Here is a 17,228-nt window from a genome sequence, read left to right as displayed (position 1 = left end):
TGTTAATAATCCCCCCTCTATAATTAATAAGAGTTAACTTTGTACTTGGTAAAAAATGCTTGAGCTTTATGTTTGGAATCCACGAAATAAAAACAAACAAGACCTACACGGATCATTAAAAGGCATTGCGAAAGCAGTGGTTCAGGGCGGCAATGTGGGGCATATGAGCCTGGCAGTGACGCTTTATGAAAATAAGCACGACTTAAGTGAAATTGATAAAAAATTTAAGCAACTTAAATTCCAACAGGCTATGCCCATTTATGAAGCAGTCAAAACTGGTGATCCCAATGGGCTTGGGTTTTATAAGCGAGGAAAAAAACTAAAAGGTCTCAGCGCTTTCTTAAGTCTATGGCCCGGCGATGAAGGTATTACGAAATTACGCGCTATTCAGAGTTTCTTCAGAGTAGGTGGAAAGGTTAAGTCCCTTTTTAGTGAGAAGGTACAAATGGATATGCGAGGGGAATGGTCAGATTCTACGGATGAGTCGCCAAGTTCAAAACGCGTTATTGAACATCACCGAGGCAGTGAATTTGAACCTTCAGAACTATCACAAAAAATGCAAGCGGTGGATAACAGGATCGCTGAACTTGAAAAACAAAAACAGGAAATGCGATCGGAACTCGAAAAAAAAGGGCGGGCTCCACAAACTGCTATGGAAAAAAAATTAGAAGCGAGAAGAAAATTACTGCCACAAACTACCCCCCATGTGGTTAATCTCTTATCCAAGCCCGGAGTAAAAAAAGCAGACGACGGTCTTGCTGCAGCCCAAGAAAAACAAGCCTTGGAGAAAGAACTTAAGCAATTAAAAGTGGAATTCCATCATTTATTGCTAAACGCCGATATGCCGAAAATTTATGCCTATATTGAAGAGTATCGTAAATTAACTTCCGAGTTTAATAAAATCAATACGCTTTATGACGATGAACCCGATAGTAATAAGGTTAGACGCCATCTCAGGCTTTATTTTCAACGCTACCCTGAAAACGAAGATGCACAAGCATTATTGGCCTTACAGACTCAAATCACTGACACCATTAACAAGCTTCGTGATCTTGAAAAAGAAGAGCATCAAATCAATGAACTGCTAAGGCAGTATGAAAACATAAAAAAAGAGCTGCACGACCTAAAACAAGAAAAAGAGCAAATTGAGCTTGAACTCGAAAATAGTGAAGTGACTGAAGGCTTAAGTCCGGATCATAAAGTGTCGCTTCCCACCAGCGAATGTGGCCAACCTTATTTTCTTGATGAAATCGCTATCTTAAAAAAGATGGAACGACTCTTACATGATCCGAACTATAAATATGACTTATTCGGACAAAATTGCGCGCGCGCTGTTAAAGAGTGTGTTATGGCAGGGCTTTCAGAAACAACCCGCAAAGCCATTAAGAAATTACCTGATTATTCCAAGCATTTTTTTGATTCCCGATTTTTCGAAACGCCGGTCATGGCGATTGAGTGGATTTTTAAATTAAATCATTATCTCAATGAGCTCAATCAGGACCCTGGGTTACGGGCAAAAATAGCTGTTTCGCCAAATCACAAACCCGCATAGCCTTGACAGAGCATAGCGTAAAGAGGGTTTTATTTACCCGGGTCCCTTGATTAATATTCTCCAGTCCAAAGTGCTTCTTTTCCATTGATTAACCGTTTGTTGCTTTGGCAGAACTTGATACTGGTTTTACCTGCAACAGCGGATGGACACCTAATCGGTCAACCCAACGCTAATGCACTATCCATGGGTTTTACTTACTTGCTATAATGACGCGCAAGATGAGCAAACAATGCAAAGCTCGCTGTATAATGCCCTAAAACAAACAGCTCATCATTCAGCCATTTATTTTTTTAAGAGAACCACTACTATGAAGCCCCTTTCAGCTAATTATTTATTCTCATGGCTTATTGCCGGTAGTTTATTTTTTACTGCAATGCCCTCCAATGCAGCAGAAGAGATAACTCCCCCTTTAATTCAAGAAAACCTGGCCAAACTGGAAGCCTCTTCAGGCGGAAAAATAGGAATTTATGCGATTAACACAGCGAATGGCCAACAAATACATTATCGTGCTAATCAGCGATTTCCTATGGGGTGCACTTCCAAGGTAATGGGGGTTGCCGCTATCCTCAAAAAAAGTATGAGTGACCCGACTCTGTTGTCACAAAGAATGTCCTATACAAAAAAAGATTTAACCAATTGGGCGCCGATTGCCGAAAAACATCTCAATACAGGAATGACTGTCGCTGAATTATGCGCAGCATCCATTAGCTATAGCGATAATACTGCGATGAACCTGCTGGTAAAAAAACTGGGGGGGCTGGAAAAAATTAACGATTTTGCCCGCTCTATCCATAACGAGACATTCCGGCAGGACAATGGATGGCCAGAAGAAGCGCTGTCTGGAGGGCCGAATAATGTCTATGACAGTTCTACACCCAAAGCGATGGCACAAAGTTTACAGCAATTAGCTTTAACTAACGTTTTAGCCAAGCCCCAGCATGAGCTTTTATTATCCTGGTTAAAAAGCAACACCACGGGTGATAAACGTATAAGAGCAGGCGTACCGAAGGGCTGGATTGTTGGAGATAAAACAGGAACCGGCACGTATTATGGAACAACCAATGACCTTGGTGTTATTTGGCCTCCTCAGTGCGCTCCCATTGTTATCGCTGTCTATTATACAAACAATAATAAAGAAGCCATCCAACGAGACGATATTGTCTCCTCAGTCACCCGGTTAGTCATCGATGGATTTGCCCATAACGATCAATGCCTCCGAAATAAGTTAGTCAGTTAATCTTCTCTTATTTTCGATACTTTTAGCGAATGCTAACTCCCTTTGGACCGCGCTGCGGTCCTTACCAAGGATAGATTTATTGGCATTCCCTACAAATCAATACGTAACATAGCCAATTGGGTTAATGCGTTGATATAGGCAATACAATTATCCAAATCGATATCGGTGGCTTTTACGGAATAAATAACAGGTTCAATTTGGGCTAACAGCGCTTCTATCTGTGATTTGAACACCTGCCTCTTATCAGGCTGTTTTGTATCGTACAGAGTCATTACCATTTGTTCCAAAGTAGCCAGGTTAATACCTAATGAAACAGCGGTATTATGTGCTTTTTCCTGATCAATGCTTTGATGAATAAGACTGATTGTCGCTTGAATCAGCGCTAATTGGGCAAACATCCTTTTCGCCTCTATTAACTTTTTTTGTTTTTTGGGACTGAGCTGTTCCTCATTGAAGGACTCTAATAAACCGCGCGACATCCAAAATAAATTAGCGAGATCGTAGAGTTTTTCTTTTTCCTTTTCTACATGGAGTAATTCAATCATGTTATAGCGAAGATAGCGGAATAATTTCCTTACATGTCCAAATGCCATGCTTAGAAGATCAGTACGCCATAAAATATTGGCTACCAGGAAACTGGCAGTGATACCAATAAAAATTCCTCCCAGACGCTCCAGAGGTGGAGCCAAGTCAGTAGGAGGACCTCCCGCCTGTGCCAGGGAGATAACTAAAGCAATATTTGCTTGTAAACCAATATAAGCATATTTCGTGTATTTAAAAGCAAAATAACTAAAGCCCCAGACTGCAAAAAATAAAACAAGAATTAAGTCATATAAATTCATGGAAAAAAAAGCGAGGGGAAATAAAGCCACCCCTCCGCCAGATAAACAGCCTAGAATGCGATGAAAACTAATGTTTTTCATATCAAACAGATTTCTTCTGATCGAAATAACAATACTACTGATAATCCCATTCAATCCACCTGGCCAATTACTCACTAGCCAGAAACTAAGCGCAAGCACAGCGGCTAACCCGGCTTTAATACTGTGCTTGATAATATCGGGATCATGACGCAATTGCTGTTTGAAACTAATTAAGCGTTCCTCTTTTACTTCCAAATTCTGTCCACTGATTAAAATCGTACTTAAACTGGTTATGACCATATTGATTTGCTGCAACAAAGGTTCGATTTGATAGTAATGTTTTATTTTTACCAGTGATTCATCGGTTTCCGAGGTGATTGTTTGCTTTAAAGCCTCCATCGCGCCATCAATTTGTATAGTTCGGTCGGTCTCCGCAACAGAAAAGAATGCTTTGCGTAATACGTCTAAATCATGTTGCACAGCAGTAAATACCTCGGCGACAGGCTGATACAGATCAGCAGCCCACTCCCGCCCAACCTCCCTTTCATACGAAGAAATAAAAAAGGAAATAGTCCGGCTTAAATTTAAGAAAAGATCAATTAAAACTCTGATCTGGTCTATTTTCTCCTTTTTGACACCGAGTTCACGCCGCATAAAATCGATTATTTCGGTTGATTTTTTTAGTTTTCTTTTCAATTGCAAATTACTGTTTTTAATTTTGGTAAAATCCAGCTCACCAGTTAATAAATTGGTTTTTAACCCTTCCAATACATTTCCAAGTTCCGTAAAAATTGCATCGATATCCTTTAAAGCATGCTCACTGATATTATTTGGGAAAAGACAGAACGCTGCGGCTGCCGAAACCAGCACGCCTAAACCAATCTCAATAGGCCGCCAGACGGCTACAAAAAAGGCTTCTTGAGGATCCATTGCTAATTGGGCAATGACTAAAAAAGCCCCGATTGCCCCAAGGAGATAAGCATAAGCATGGGAGCTAAAGTTATAGTAATAGACGCCGATTGCAACCAGCATAAAATTCATCAACAAATACAGAAACAAACTATTCGCTACAAAACCAGCCAAAAAGAAACCAAGCCAGACACCAAAGACAGTACCCAGGATACGCAGAATCGCTTTATCAATAATGCTACCGGTATATAAATTGGCAAGGATAACAACAGTCATCCCTGCCCAATAAGGTTTGTCTAAATGCAGCATAAACGCGATCAAGACGGCAACGACCGTTGCAATGGCGGTTCGTAATGCAGCTCTATTTTCTATCGTTTTTGGTGTGATCAATTTAAAAAGTCCTTACCAATTCACCGATAAGTGATCGTGGTTGCACTCGCTCCTATTCGCATAGGATATTCGGGTGTCAGATCATCAATATAGATTCGTACTGGAAACCGCTGTGCAATCTTGATCCAATATTCGGTTGCTTCCAGGTAAACCAGAGTCGACGGAGCAACCTTGCCCGACTGTACGCGATTAATGCCCCAACCAATGCTTCCAACATGTCCGTGAAAAACTTTGCCTGGGTACATATCAAGCATAATCTTTGCTTTATCACCGGGTTTAATTAAGCGGATCACCGTTTCCCTATAACGCGTTACGACCCACCAGCGTTTAGTGTCTACTACAGCAAATAGCCCTTGCCCCACACTGATATATTGACCATGTCGTAAATTGAAGTTAGTCACGTAACCATCGGTTGGCGCAAGAACCGTCGTATGTTCATACAGGTAGCGCGCTTTCGCGTAAACTGCCTTTGCTGCTATCACTTTATTATCATCAAAATTCTGTTGTGCTATCTGCAATTCTTGAGCTGCACTAAGTACCATCGCTTCCTGCTCTTGAATTTTGGATTCCACATTAATTAATCGGATTTCGGGGATATCACCTCGCTGTTGCAATTTACTGTAACGCTGGTAATGATCGCGACTTAATGCAAGCATGGCCTGATTTTGCTGCAATTTATCGTGTGCTACCTTAATCGCTAATCGCTCATTCTCATAATCGAGTTTAGCGATCTGAAGTTCAGCCCAGGCTTTGTCCATCGCATATTTGTAAGGCCGGGGATCAATTTCAATTAACTTCTGCCCTTTTTTTACGGATTGATTTTCACAGACATAAATTTTGCTAATGGGACCCGCTACAAGGGAAGCCATGTTAATTATATTGGCTGAGACATAAGCATCATCGGAACGAGTATAATAATAGGCAAAAAAACGATAGCCGGCAAAAGCCAATACAATAATTGTCAGCGTAATAAGGTGTGGCCAATATGGAAACGCCGCTAAACGCTCTCGATTCATTAAACAACCGTCCTTTGCCTATCTACGAATATAGTCAACCAACGAACTCGGTGTCCTCATAGCGAAATAAGACTTTACTTCTTTAAGCTCATTTCATGCCAAAAAAGTTAGAAACCTCTCATTAATTAACAAAAATATTCCCTCTATCATTCGAAATAAATGCAAGAAGGGTTTATTCTTTTATAAAGAATGGAACTGACAAAGAGACAGCACTGGTTGTTAATGGTGCTCTATCAGAACTATCGGCATTTAATAAAGGAGAAGATTCAATGGACTATTCGCATTGCCTAGATAAGGATGGAAAACCCTATTGTGAGGTTTATGTTACTGATTACCGGCTAATTACGAATCCCATACTGAATAAAGGCACGGGGTTTACCAGGCAAGAGCGTGAAGAATTCAATTTATTTGGGCTTTTGCCACCCGAAGAAAGCCATATTGCTGATCAGCGCGCCCGTTCTTACGCTGCCTTTAAAAATAAGAACAGTGATCTGGAAAAATATATTTATCTACGCGACTTGCAGGATTCAAACGAAACACTCTATTACAGCTTGCTTACCGAGCACATTACCGAAATGATGCCCATTGTTTATACCCCTATTGTGGGGGATGCCTGTATTAATTTTAGCCACATTTACCGACGCCCACGCGGTATTTTTATCGCTTATCCTTATCGCGACCATATTGATCAAATCCTGGCAAACCCGCGTTTTGATAAAGTGAAAGCCATCGTAGTATCAGATGGCGAACGTATTTTAGGCTTAGGCGATCAAGGGGCTGGCGGAATGGGAATTCCCATTGGTAAACTTGCTTTGTATTGTGCCTGCTCTGGAATACACCCCTCTGCAACACTGCCAATTTTACTCGATACGGGTACTAACAATGCCGAACTGATGAAAGATCCCTTGTATATCGGTTGGCGACATGAACGAGTTCGCGGGCAAGAATACGATGATTTTATTGCGGCTTTTATCAAAGCATTAAAAAAACGTTTCCCTCATATTCTTTTGCAATGGGAGGATTTTGCCTTACAAAATGCTACTCGCCTTTTAGACACCTACCGTACAGAGCTATGTACCTTCAATGATGACGTACAAGGTACAGCAGCCATTGCTACCGGCACCCTTTTATCCGCTGTCCAAGTCACAGGTATTCACTTACGCGAACAACGTATTGTAATTGTGGGTGCAGGATCGGCTGGTTGTGGTATAGCTGAGTTGATAGTGCATGCCATGATCGATGATGGTATTTCCGAAAAAGAGGCAAGGGATCGGATTTATATGATCGATCGCAATGGCTTGTTAGTGGAAGGAATGGCCGGTTTACTTCCCTTCCAACAAAAATTGTTAAAACCCAAACAAGCCATTGCCAATTGGCAGTGTGAAAGCAAAGACATGATCAGTTTAAAAGACGTCATTAAAAATTTGCATCCTAATGCCTTATTAGGTGTTTCTGGACAGGTAGGGATCTTTACTGAAGAATTAATTCGCGAAATGGCGGCGCATGTTGCCCAGCCTATTATCATGCCTCTTTCTAATCCGATTACTCATAGCGAAGCGGTACCCACTGATCTCATGTTATGGACCGATAATCGCGCTGTCATTGGCACTGGCAGCCCTTTTGGCAACATTATAAAAAATGGTAAGCCTTTCCGAGTGGATCAAACCAATAATGTTTATATTTTTCCAGGAATGGGTCTTGGCTTGATCGCTGTCAAAGCAAAACAAGTCTCCGATAAAATGTTCATGGCTGCAGCCAAAGCACTGGCAAGCTGCTCACCTGCCAAACACGATCCGCAGGCTAACCTGCTCCCCCCGCTTACCGAAGTACGAGAAGTTTCCTATAAAGTAGCCTTAGCTGTCGCCAGGGAAGCCGTGAATTCCAATTTAGCTGATTTTCTAACTGATGCTGATATCGAAAAAAACATTAAAAGCCATATCTGGGAACCTACTTATATTCCTTATAAGTTAGTCAAGAAAAAATAAAGCAATTCACTTCAGGATTCCGCGCCCCCCGCGGAATCCTCCATTTAAAACCAGTGCACGCAAGCTGGATCCGGATTTGAATCGGGTGATTCTGACCTAGTTTTGTATTCCAGCAGATTCTATTCTTTTCACTGCTGGCAGCTGCCATTGACCATCAATAATTGCTGGCTTAGGCCAATAAAATCGGAACATCAAAATAAAAGTCCCTTCAGGTGCTGGCAACCAGTTAGACTCTTTGTCTTTGCCAGGAGATTGATGTTGAATATAGAGATCAAGAGAGCCATCCTGATTATAGTTTAAATTATTACGGGGGCTTACTGTATAACGGTTAAGAGGATTGGCCACAAAAAACAAACGCTCGTCATACATCGTTAAGGACCAAAACCCATTAACAGGCGGCGTTTCCTCTGGGTCAAAATGAATCAGATATTGATTAGCGCCATGGAGGGTCTGACCGCTATTATCTGTCATTGCTACTGGATAAATGGCGTCTTGCGGACGATTCGCACCAAGACCGGCGGCAGTAAGGAGAGCTCGCTGCTTATAGTCAGTTCCATAAATGCCTGTGCGCGTTGTGACGATCCAGCCATTTCTTAAATCTTTAGCCGCCTTCAGTTTCTGCATCAGAATTTCATACTGTCCAGCCTTTACAGCATTTTCCAACGCCATTGCTACAGCAGGATCAAGTTTTGCTAAATCAAACTCCTTGCCTGCAACAATACCAATTTTAGCCAGTTTCTCAACCATGGGGGCATCCGAACTTGCAGGCGGGTTATCCTTGAGGAGAATTGCCAATTGTTTAAAATACGTTGCGGCATCCATTGCATTAACCTGCTGACGTATTGGGGTCTTCATATCGATGGCTGGATCAACGATACCCGTTGGAGGCGTATAGGCTTTACCATAGTAACTAAGGGGTTTTAAACTGTATTTATCTTGCAAGCTGTGGACAAGATGGTAATCCTCAGCGGTTCCCGTACAATAGGTGCGACCTAAGATCCAGACCATGTTTGTCGGTGATTTTAATTCGACTACCCCTTCGGGCACCGTCCCTTTCCAATTAGGTCCAACAATAACAAAATCATGTGCTTCTGTACCCGTTGTTCGGCTGCCTGGAGCAGCGAATACTTCAGTCCATCCACTTAATAAGGGCATAATGTAATAACGCCCATTCTGATTGGGTACATGCAAGAGGTAGGGTTCTTTACCGAGATCGAGCCAGGCAAAAGAATAAAGCGTATCAGCATTAGGTGCTGGAATATCTTTAAACGACGCATCGGGGAATCGCCTGATATTGATAAATTGCCCCATGGGCCCGCGACCATTGTTTGGCTTCACTGCATTCGTCATCACTCGCTTAGTTAAATCCATAGTCACTAAAGGATAACCATAGATATAAGCTTCTGTGCCTAACTGTAATGCCTCAAAGGCACTCAGACTCGCTGAATTGGCCCAGGTCAAAGGATAAAAAATTAAAAAAACGAGTGTTCCTAACTTCCAAACACAGGGTTTCTTTAGCATTAATCCTTCTCCAATCCTACGTAGGGACCGTTTACATTTCTACTATCTTGGCGTTTATGGCTTGCTTCTGCGCTGCTCCCATACTTCGTTGTATGCTCTGCTGCAATACTCGAAAATCCAGCCCTAATCACCCAAGCTAGCGACCTGTAAACGGCCCCTAATGAAAAATAAATACTCTTGTTACCATAGCATAATTTCTGACAGATTAACGGACTAAATAACGCCAACTGAGAATACCTGTATGGATAAAAACCAACGGCTTCTTTTCGCAGCGAATGAAGGGAGCAATCCTGGCAATCCGCAATTGTAAAAAATTAAATCGTTCATCCTTTGCCAGAACAGTAAGCCGCCAATGCTGTGTACTGTAGATCCCTTTTTCTTTCACTGTCTGCATACAAGGAAAGAAGCCAAGTTCTTCTATTAAATAGAAAAACGATTGCTGCTCATAAGAGAGAGAACAAGCTTTGCCATTTTTTAATAAGGTGAATACTTCATCGGGATTTTTTTCTGTAACAAGGCAAGCCGCCTGCAGCTGATTACTATTAAAAGACGATAGTTTTTGAGCAATCATCTCGAGTTGGTAAAATGACTGGTGTTTGTCGACCAACCGATTCAGCGACTTATAAACTAAAAAGACAGTTTGCATCTGTGATACCACCAAGAGGGCTAACAGTGCTACCATCAGCATTGTAGAAATTAAAACCATCCCTGCTTCGCGGTTCATGGCGTGCGAACGGTTGTTTCAATAGTCAGGTTTTGCATGTCATCCAAACCCAAATTCACTGTAAGGACTGTTTTTTCCTGCAAAAAATGGATATCCGCGGTTAATTTATTAATGGCAGACGTTAGCTCCTCCGCATGCTTATAACGGTAAAACAATGCCCATTTTTTTTGCCGGTTTTGTTGAATAAAAAAAGCCTCCTCAACCCATTCACCGACATAAATTGGTTCAACATAATGAAAGATAAAGGGGTGGGGAAAAATCATCTCAACGCCCTTAAGGGTAGGTCGTAATGATAAAATCTGCTGAACTTCAGCATGGTAACAATCGGCCAGCAACACAGGGTGTTTGGTTGTATAGGCCTGTCCAGCAGGTACTAATAAACGGGAAGGAGTGATAATTTGCAAGACGGGGTTGAAATATTCACTCATCCTATTCAACTGCAAGGCATGGTTTTTACCAGCATCCCTCTCAAACGCAACTAAATGTGTTCGGTTATTACGTCTATCAATACTTTGCAAATGATTGACGTTAACACAGGGAGTGAATCCAGCCCTTCTTACACTATCGCGAATTAAATCGCTAACCAGCTGCAATTCAAATTCACGTTCCAGCGAAATTTGTGCGCCCAAATAGAATTTTTTACAATTTAGATAATGCTGCAACAAAATAATGATAATTAAACTGGCTAATAGTACGGTGATCATAGCCTCCGTTAAGCCAAAGCCTCGCTCGTATTTCATAACCGTGCGATTTGACGTTGTAACTGACAACAATCCGGTCGGGTGACTGCCCCTGGCCAGCTTATCTGCAATATAACAGTAGAATTCGTTTCTGTTTTTTGCCACTGAAACGGCTCTTTAACCTTTGCCAAAGCTTGTCTTGCAATGATTCTTTCCGCATTATTATCAAGCTGAATTAAAGCCAGTGCACGCAGCAGCGCTTCATTAAGACGTTGATTAGTCTGCCATTGTTGCTGCAAAAGTGTAAGCGATGTCGTAGTCAGTAAAAATAGAGCGACCAATGCTTCGGTCAAGGAAAATCCCTGATAAGCGTTCATATTCCATTCCTGAGGTTGCTATGCGGTGTATAGAGTACGACTTTAAAAAAGAGTAAACAAGTGATCAATACGTACTGGTTTGATGAACATAGAAACAATTCGAAATAATAGGTAAGATGATAAGTTTTCACTTTGTAAGGAGAGTTCATTGTCCTGCAATTATCACGGATTGCCTCACTCTGGCATTCAATCACTTAATCCTTATGTGCCGGGTAAATCTATTGAGGAATTGGCAAAAGAACAAGGTTTAATCGATATTATTAAACTTGCCAGTAATGAAAATCCGTTAGGATGCAGTCCATTGGCAAAACAAGCCTTGGCTGAACTCACAGGCATGCAGATAGCGACCTATCCGACACCAGCCAACCATCCTTTACGGCAAAAATTAAGCAAACACTGGGGCATTGATCCAGACATGCTTACCTTAAGCAATGGTTCAGATCTGTTATTTTCTGTCTTATTGACAACCTTTGCCTTGCATAATGATAAGCATATGTTAACTCATGATCATGCGTTTATTTCCTATCAAATCCAAGCCCAAACGTTGGGGATACCTGTACGTAGTATTGGATTGAAATCAAATTGGGAAGTTGATATTGATGCAATCATTGCGGCCTGTAATCAACAAACGGCACTTATCTTTATTGCAAATCCTAATAATCCTACAGGCTTATTTATCAACCCGGATTCTATTCAAAAGCTACTGAATAACATTCCAGCAACAACCATTCTTGTTCTCGATGAAGCCTATTATGAATATGCTTACCCTGAGGGTGATAAAACCAGTATCAATCTATTGCAACACCACCCCAATTTAGTCATCACCCGTACTTTTTCCAAAGCCTATGGGCTTGCCGGCTTACGCTTGGGTTATGCCATTGCCAATCTTGAAATTGCTGAATTATTACAACGTGTGCAAATTCCTTTTGCAGTTAATCAAGCTGCACTGGCGGCAGCCTATGAAGCCATTGATGATCAACACTTTCTGAGACAGACTGTAGAATTAAATGCCTTGGGAAGAGAGCAAATTCGCCAGGGTCTAAAAGACTTAAAGTTAACCGCCCTTCCTTCAAGCTGTAACTTTATTACCTTTGATTGCGGGACTAGTGCCCTGCCGATTTACCAAGGATTACTTAGAAAAGGAGTGATTGTACGCCCGTTAGCACCCTACAATTTATTTAATCATTTGCGAGTAAGTATTGGTAATAGCCTTCAAAATACCCGATTTCTTGATACACTCGCTATCTGTTTGTCTGAAAATAAGAAGGAGCCAGGCCATGAAAACTGATCTAAGTCAAAAACATTGCGAATCTTGTGAAGGGATTGGTCAAGCATTAACTGTTGAACAGATTCATAACCTAATGCCACAACTCGATAAAAAATGGCAGGTTCATGAGAATAACAAAGAAATTAAACGTTCATTTCACTTCGCAAATTTTTACGAAACGATGGCTTTTGTTAATGCTATCGCTTGGATAGCAAATACCGAGAATCATCATCCTGATCTGGAAATTGGTTATAACTATTGCCATGTACGATTCATGACTCATGCTCTCAACGGCTTATCACATAATGATTTTATCTGTGCAGCCAAAATTGATGCATTAATGCTGTAGGTCCATACGCTGTTGGGCGAAGTGCCCAACCTGCACCTGTTTATGGCTTAATTTTCGAGTAGCGAAGCACAGAAAATCAAGCCATCAATGCGTCAAGGGGTAATTTAGATTTCGTGGCTTATGTGCTTCTGCTTTGATTTTCGAGCATCGCAGCGGAGCATACCTACAAGTATGTGAGCAGCGAAGCACAGAAAATCAAAGCAGAAGCGCCAAGATAGTAGAAATGTCAATAACCCCTAGGGTCTGTCATCAATTTCTTTGCGTTGCGCTGGCATAAAATCTTTTCTGTCTAAACCCATTGCAACAGCCAACGTGCCTGCTACGTAGATTGAAGAATAGGTACCGATAACGATTCCGATGATTAATGCCAGAGAAAATCCACGAATTGTCTCACCACCATAGACGAACAAAGCAACTACAACAAACAAAGTTAACAAAGAAGTCATGATAGTTCTGGATAACGTCTGGTTAATAGAAATGTTCATTATTTCTAACGACGTTGCACGCCGGATCTTAACAAAATTCTCTCGTACCCGGTCAAAAACAACGATGGTATCGTTTAATGAATAACCAATAACCGCAAGCAGACCCGCTAACGCTTTGAGATCAAACTCAATACCAAACATGGCAAAAACACCGAGAATGAGTACCGGATCATGCACCAAGGCTACTGCCGAACTAACTGCCAAGCGGTATTCAAAACGCATGGCAATATAAATCATGGTAGCAAGTAGAGATACAATGATTGCCAATGCACCTTTAGTAGCTAATTCTTGTCCAACCTGAGGACCGACAAAATCAACTCGTTGCTTTTCCGCACCAGGTAATTGTTGCATCACCTTCTCAACAAGCAAAGTCTGATCAAGATCAGCCCGGGGCGCAATACTAATTAGCACATCCTTGGATGTACCATAGCTAACTACCTGTGCTTCCTTAAAGCCTACCTTGTATAAATTGTCGCGGATCGCCGTTAAATCAGCCGGTTGCTGATAAGAAATTTCAATTTGGGTTCCACCAGTAAAATCCAACCCCCATTTCAACCCGTTAATCAACAAGGCACCAATCGATACCAAGAAGACAAGCGCAGAAAATAGAGCGGTCCACTTGCGGGCCCCCATGAAATCTATTTTTGAATTTGGATTAAAAAATTCCATCTAAGCCTCGCCTCAAATACCAATTGACAGTTTTTTCACATTCCGCCCACCGTAATACCAATTTACGATAGCACGAGTATAGGTGATGCTTGTTAACATCGATGTCAACAATCCCAAGCATAAGATCACTGCAAAACCACGAACAGGCCCAGTACCTATAGCAAACAAGACTATACCCACAATCAGTGTGGTAACGTTGGCATCGATAATTGTTGCAAAAGCCCGTTCATACCCTGCAAACATTGCTGCCTGAGGTGATAAACCGTTGCGTAACTCTTCCCTGATTCTTTCATAGATCAAGACGTTAGCATCAACGGCCATCCCTACCGTTAACACAAAGCCAGCGATTCCAGGCAAAGTCAACGTAGCACCGATAATGGACATCAGGGCACTAAGCAAGATCAGGTTCAAAAATAATGCAATATTAGCGACTAGACCAAAGAAGCGATAGTACACTAGCATCAACACTAAAATTAACCCCATACCCACTTGCAGAGACACCATACCACGATGAATATTCTCTTTACCTAATGAAGGTCCGACTGTCCGTTCCTCTACGGGATAAATCACTGCAGGCAGCGCACCTGCCCGTAATAGCAGGGCTAAATTACTCGCTTCTTTACTGTCTGACAGCCCAGTAATCTGGAAACTATTACCCAAAGCATTTTGAATAACTGGTGCTGAAATCACCCGCTCTTCACGATGATTAATTCGCTTGCTGACTCCGTCCACCGTTTGAGTCGTTGCCTTGGTTTCAACAAACACAATAGCCATACGCTTATTAATATTTTCCCGGGTAATTTTGGTAAATAGGCTTTCCCCACCCCCGCCTAGCTGAATTTGTACGGAAGGGCTAGCTGTCTGCTGATCAAAACTGGAAACAGCACTTGTAATTGAATCGCCGCTGAGTACCACTTGACGCTTCAATAAGATAGGGTGTCCATCCATCATATAGAGTTTGCTATCAACAGGAATAACCCCTGTTTGCTTGGCAATTTGTGCATCGTTTTCCTGATCAACGAGATGGAATTGCAAAGTAGCGGTACCACCCAGAATTTGTTTTGCACGTGCCGCGTCCTGGATACCAGGAAGATCAACGCCAATTCGTGTTGCTCCCTGCTGCTGGACTACTGCTTCTCCAACACCCAGTTCATTAACCCGATTTCGTAAAATACTCATGGTCTGTTCGATAGTATTCTGACGAATTGAGTTTAACTCCGCAGGGGACAAGGAAAGGGAAATCGTATAAGCAGCATTCGATTTCTCCAGGACCAAATTAGAAAACTTGTCCTTAATCTCGACAGCTGCATTTTGCATGTCTTCCATAGAACGGAAACGTACGTCAATGCCTTTATCAGCGACATAACGAATTCCAGTATAACGAATACCCGCCTCACGCAAATCCTGGCCGATGCTTTTCATCAACCCTTCAAAACGACGACCGACAACGCTATCTACATCGACTTCCAAAAGAAAATGTACCCCACCACGCAGATCCAGGCCTTGCTTCATTGGTTCTGCACCTATTCTGCTTAGCCAGGTTGGAGTGGCCGCTGCTAAATTTAACGCAACTGTGTAATCTGAACCAAGACCATTTTTAATAATATCCCGAGCCAGCAATTGGGTATCAGTCGAAGAAAACCTTATTTCCAGATTGTCTCCAGAAATGATTATCGGACTATATTTGAGCTTTGCTTCGTCGAGTAAAGTCTGAACTTGTTGACTAAGCTGCTCCATGTCAACTGGGGTTGATGAAGAAATTTGTACAGCAGGATCTTCGCTGTACAAATTAGGTATCGCATAGATTAAGCCGAGCACCGCAATGATGATCAGCATAATGTTTTTCCACAGAGGATATTTATTCTGCATTTCCGTGTCCCTGCGCCAACTAAAGGGATTTAATGGTGCCTTTAGGCAAAATTGTACTTACTGCGCCTCGCTGCAAGTTAATTTCAACGCCTTCGGCAAGAGCAACTTTGATGTATTGCTCATCAATGCTAACAACCTTAGCCAGTATTCCTCCAGACGTTACAATTTCATCGCCCTTCTTCAGTTGATTAATCATTTCACGATGTTCTTTTGCTCGTTTGTTTTGTGGCCTTATCAACATAAAATAAAACAATACAAAAATGACAACGATCATAATCAGCGAAAACGTGCCGTCAGGCTGCGCTGCTTGTGTAGTGGTCGGGGCTGCAGCCATAGCATCGCTTATAAAAAAACTCATACTAATCTCCTCAGTCGCTGTTTAATCATGGCACTAGCCCAAGGCTGGGCAAGATAGCGTGACATCATAACGATATTTCACTCTCGCGTAAATGAAGTACCTAAGTAATTTCATGTTATGTTTGTCATGAGGGTAATAACAGCTGTTGGTAATAATGAACATTATGTTGAATAAGAAACCGTTGGCACAAAAGTGGTGTGTGCCCTAATAAATGATGTAAATAGGCTCTGGTCAATGATTGCTGACAAGTTGGACAAGAACAATCAGCAATGGGCCGGTAATCTTCTGCCTGTTGGCTATCAAGGATATCAATGACGCCTTTTTTATTGTAAACCCGCCCTTCCATTGCATCTCTGGCTGGTTTATCAGACTCTACATGCCAAACAGGATAACGTGCCAACTCATGCAATTGTTCACTTGTAAATTCACCACTCAAATAAAGAGGTGCATCGGCATGTTGTCGCAGTTCCTGCATAAAATCGGAAAAAGGTTTTGTGCAGTCATAACGCAGATACCTGCCCAATAACCAGTCCGGATAAACTGGTGCGTGCTCATCCACTGAAACAAATAACTTACTTGTTTCGGCTAAGGTTTGCCAAACTTTGAGGTTAGAATTATTCAATATTCCGTAGGGCAAAACCACTCTATCCGCCTGCAACAAGCTAATTAAGGAAGTCAGTTCGTTCTGATCAGTTATTATACGGCTGCCATCGTAGCAAGAGCGAATCGTGTAAACACCATTTCGTGCAGTTAATAGTGAAGCATTTAATACAGTAATCCCTTGCCAACCGGTATAATGAGATAAAGGAGCAAGTTTTTTAAGGCAAGCAACCCCAGGCTTCATGAGCAATGCGTCTAAATAATAAGCCCCAGCCTTAATACCGACTTCTTGCCAGTTTGCCAGAGTCAAACAATTGCCTGCTTCCGTAGTCAATACGGGGGTCAAACCTGGACCTTGTTTTTTGTTTATCATGCAA

The 17,228-nt window shown here is 41.8% G+C and carries 15 protein-coding genes; 5 read left to right on the top strand and 10 right to left on the bottom strand.

All coding sequences use genetic code 11. The features are described from left to right. Positions 1-55 precede the first annotated feature (55 nt). Positions 56-1,552: a hypothetical protein gene (locus ACN4Z1_RS03980; RefSeq protein ID WP_228363157.1), complete on the top strand. Its 1,497-nt coding sequence runs from the start codon at positions 56-58 to the stop codon at positions 1,550-1,552. Positions 1,553-1,859: 307 nt separating this feature from the next. Continuing rightward, complete coding sequence (gene bla / locus ACN4Z1_RS03975) at positions 1,860-2,789, top strand: class A beta-lactamase (RefSeq protein ID WP_228363158.1); 930 nt, start codon at positions 1,860-1,862, stop codon at positions 2,787-2,789. A gap of 89 nt (positions 2,790-2,878) precedes the next feature. Here bla and ACN4Z1_RS03970 read toward each other — a convergent pair whose 3' ends face one another. Further along, positions 2,879-4,951 (bottom strand): FUSC family protein, encoded by a 2,073-nt coding sequence (locus tag ACN4Z1_RS03970; protein WP_115220724.1) that lies wholly within the window; start codon positions 4,949-4,951, stop codon positions 2,879-2,881. A 20-nt stretch (positions 4,952-4,971) separates the two neighbouring features. Then, a complete protein-coding gene (locus ACN4Z1_RS03965) occupies positions 4,972-5,967 on the bottom strand; it encodes an HlyD family secretion protein (RefSeq protein ID WP_228363159.1) in 996 nt (331 codons plus the stop codon). 269 nt (positions 5,968-6,236) lie between these two features. Between ACN4Z1_RS03965 and ACN4Z1_RS03960 the strand changes: the two genes are divergently transcribed. Continuing rightward, on the top strand, positions 6,237-7,952 hold the full coding sequence (locus ACN4Z1_RS03960) for an NAD-dependent malic enzyme (RefSeq protein ID WP_228363160.1): 1,716 nt from the start codon (positions 6,237-6,239) through the stop codon (positions 7,950-7,952). 96 nt (positions 7,953-8,048) lie between these two features. On the opposite strand, the gene ACN4Z1_RS03955 is transcribed toward ACN4Z1_RS03960, so the two are convergent. From ACN4Z1_RS03955 to ACN4Z1_RS03940, 4 genes are all read right to left on the bottom strand, one after another. Further along, positions 8,049-9,473 (bottom strand): DUF1254 domain-containing protein, encoded by a 1,425-nt coding sequence (locus ACN4Z1_RS03955; RefSeq protein WP_228363161.1) that lies wholly within the window; start codon positions 9,471-9,473, stop codon positions 8,049-8,051. 205 nt (positions 9,474-9,678) lie between these two features. Further along, entirely contained in the window at positions 9,679-10,197 is a 519-nt protein-coding gene (locus ACN4Z1_RS03950) for a hypothetical protein (protein WP_228363162.1), read from the bottom strand. After that, positions 10,194-10,937, bottom strand: a complete 744-nt coding sequence (locus ACN4Z1_RS03945; RefSeq protein ID WP_228363163.1) for a hypothetical protein — start codon at positions 10,935-10,937, stop codon at positions 10,194-10,196. The genes ACN4Z1_RS03950 and ACN4Z1_RS03945 overlap by 4 nt, the downstream gene beginning before the upstream one ends. Next, the gene (locus tag ACN4Z1_RS03940; RefSeq protein WP_228363164.1) at positions 10,934-11,254 is read right to left on the bottom strand and encodes a hypothetical protein; all 321 of its coding nucleotides are present in this window, start codon (positions 11,252-11,254) and stop codon (positions 10,934-10,936) included. Before ACN4Z1_RS03940 ends, ACN4Z1_RS03945 begins: the two co-directional genes overlap by 4 nt. Before the next feature lie 148 nt (positions 11,255-11,402). Between ACN4Z1_RS03940 and hisC the strand changes: the two genes are divergently transcribed. Next, positions 11,403-12,542 (top strand): histidinol-phosphate transaminase, encoded by a 1,140-nt coding sequence (gene hisC / locus ACN4Z1_RS03935; RefSeq protein WP_228363165.1) that lies wholly within the window; start codon positions 11,403-11,405, stop codon positions 12,540-12,542. Further along, positions 12,532-12,870 (top strand): 4a-hydroxytetrahydrobiopterin dehydratase, encoded by a 339-nt coding sequence (locus ACN4Z1_RS03930; protein WP_115220717.1) that lies wholly within the window; start codon positions 12,532-12,534, stop codon positions 12,868-12,870. The genes hisC and ACN4Z1_RS03930 overlap by 11 nt, the downstream gene beginning before the upstream one ends. A 236-nt stretch (positions 12,871-13,106) precedes the next feature. On the opposite strand, the gene secF is transcribed toward ACN4Z1_RS03930, so the two are convergent. From secF to ACN4Z1_RS03910, 4 genes are all read right to left on the bottom strand, one after another. Further along, complete coding sequence (gene secF / locus ACN4Z1_RS03925; protein ID WP_228363166.1) at positions 13,107-14,024, bottom strand: protein translocase subunit SecF; 918 nt, start codon at positions 14,022-14,024, stop codon at positions 13,107-13,109. Between the two features lie 12 nt (positions 14,025-14,036). After that, positions 14,037-15,893 (bottom strand): protein translocase subunit SecD, encoded by a 1,857-nt coding sequence (gene secD / locus ACN4Z1_RS03920; protein ID WP_228363167.1) that lies wholly within the window; start codon positions 15,891-15,893, stop codon positions 14,037-14,039. Between the two features lie 19 nt (positions 15,894-15,912). Next, positions 15,913-16,251, bottom strand: a complete 339-nt coding sequence (gene yajC / locus ACN4Z1_RS03915) for a preprotein translocase subunit YajC (RefSeq protein ID WP_115220714.1) — start codon at positions 16,249-16,251, stop codon at positions 15,913-15,915. A 124-nt stretch (positions 16,252-16,375) separates the two neighbouring features. Further along, positions 16,376-17,224: a queuine tRNA-ribosyltransferase family protein gene (locus ACN4Z1_RS03910; RefSeq protein ID WP_228363168.1), complete on the bottom strand. Its 849-nt coding sequence runs from the start codon at positions 17,222-17,224 to the stop codon at positions 16,376-16,378. Positions 17,225-17,228 lie beyond the last annotated feature (4 nt).

It is taken from the genome of Legionella sp. ST3F1 (assembly GCF_048553315.1).
Taxonomy (GTDB): Bacteria; Pseudomonadota; Gammaproteobacteria; order Legionellales; family Legionellaceae; genus Tatlockia; species Tatlockia donaldsonii.
This window is presented reverse-complemented; position numbering and strand designations above follow the sequence as displayed.

Bases quoted from the DNA above. Each gene is read 5' to 3' on its own strand.
- ACN4Z1_RS03955 (WP_228363161.1), bottom strand. From the start codon at position 9,473: ATGCTAAAGAAACCCTGTGTTTGGAAGTTAGGAACACTCGTTTTTTTA.
- ACN4Z1_RS03965 (WP_228363159.1), bottom strand. From the start codon at position 5,967: ATGAATCGAGAGCGTTTAGCGGCGTTTCCATATTGGCCACACCTTATT.
- ACN4Z1_RS03930 (WP_115220717.1), top strand. From the start codon at position 12,532: ATGAAAACTGATCTAAGTCAAAAACATTGCGAATCTTGTGAAGGGATT.
- ACN4Z1_RS03960 (WP_228363160.1), top strand. From the start codon at position 6,237: ATGGACTATTCGCATTGCCTAGATAAGGATGGAAAACCCTATTGTGAG.
- ACN4Z1_RS03910 (WP_228363168.1), bottom strand. From the start codon at position 17,224: ATGATAAACAAAAAACAAGGTCCAGGTTTGACCCCCGTATTGACTACG.
- secF (WP_228363166.1), bottom strand. From the start codon at position 14,024: ATGGAATTTTTTAATCCAAATTCAAAAATAGATTTCATGGGGGCCCGC.
- ACN4Z1_RS03980 (WP_228363157.1), top strand. From the start codon at position 56: ATGCTTGAGCTTTATGTTTGGAATCCACGAAATAAAAACAAACAAGAC.
- ACN4Z1_RS03940 (WP_228363164.1), bottom strand. From the start codon at position 11,254: ATGAACGCTTATCAGGGATTTTCCTTGACCGAAGCATTGGTCGCTCTA.
- yajC (WP_115220714.1), bottom strand. From the start codon at position 16,251: ATGAGTTTTTTTATAAGCGATGCTATGGCTGCAGCCCCGACCACTACA.
- ACN4Z1_RS03945 (WP_228363163.1), bottom strand. From the start codon at position 10,937: ATGAAATACGAGCGAGGCTTTGGCTTAACGGAGGCTATGATCACCGTA.
- secD (WP_228363167.1), bottom strand. From the start codon at position 15,893: ATGCAGAATAAATATCCTCTGTGGAAAAACATTATGCTGATCATCATT.
- bla (WP_228363158.1), top strand. From the start codon at position 1,860: ATGAAGCCCCTTTCAGCTAATTATTTATTCTCATGGCTTATTGCCGGT.
- ACN4Z1_RS03950 (WP_228363162.1), bottom strand. From the start codon at position 10,197: ATGAACCGCGAAGCAGGGATGGTTTTAATTTCTACAATGCTGATGGTA.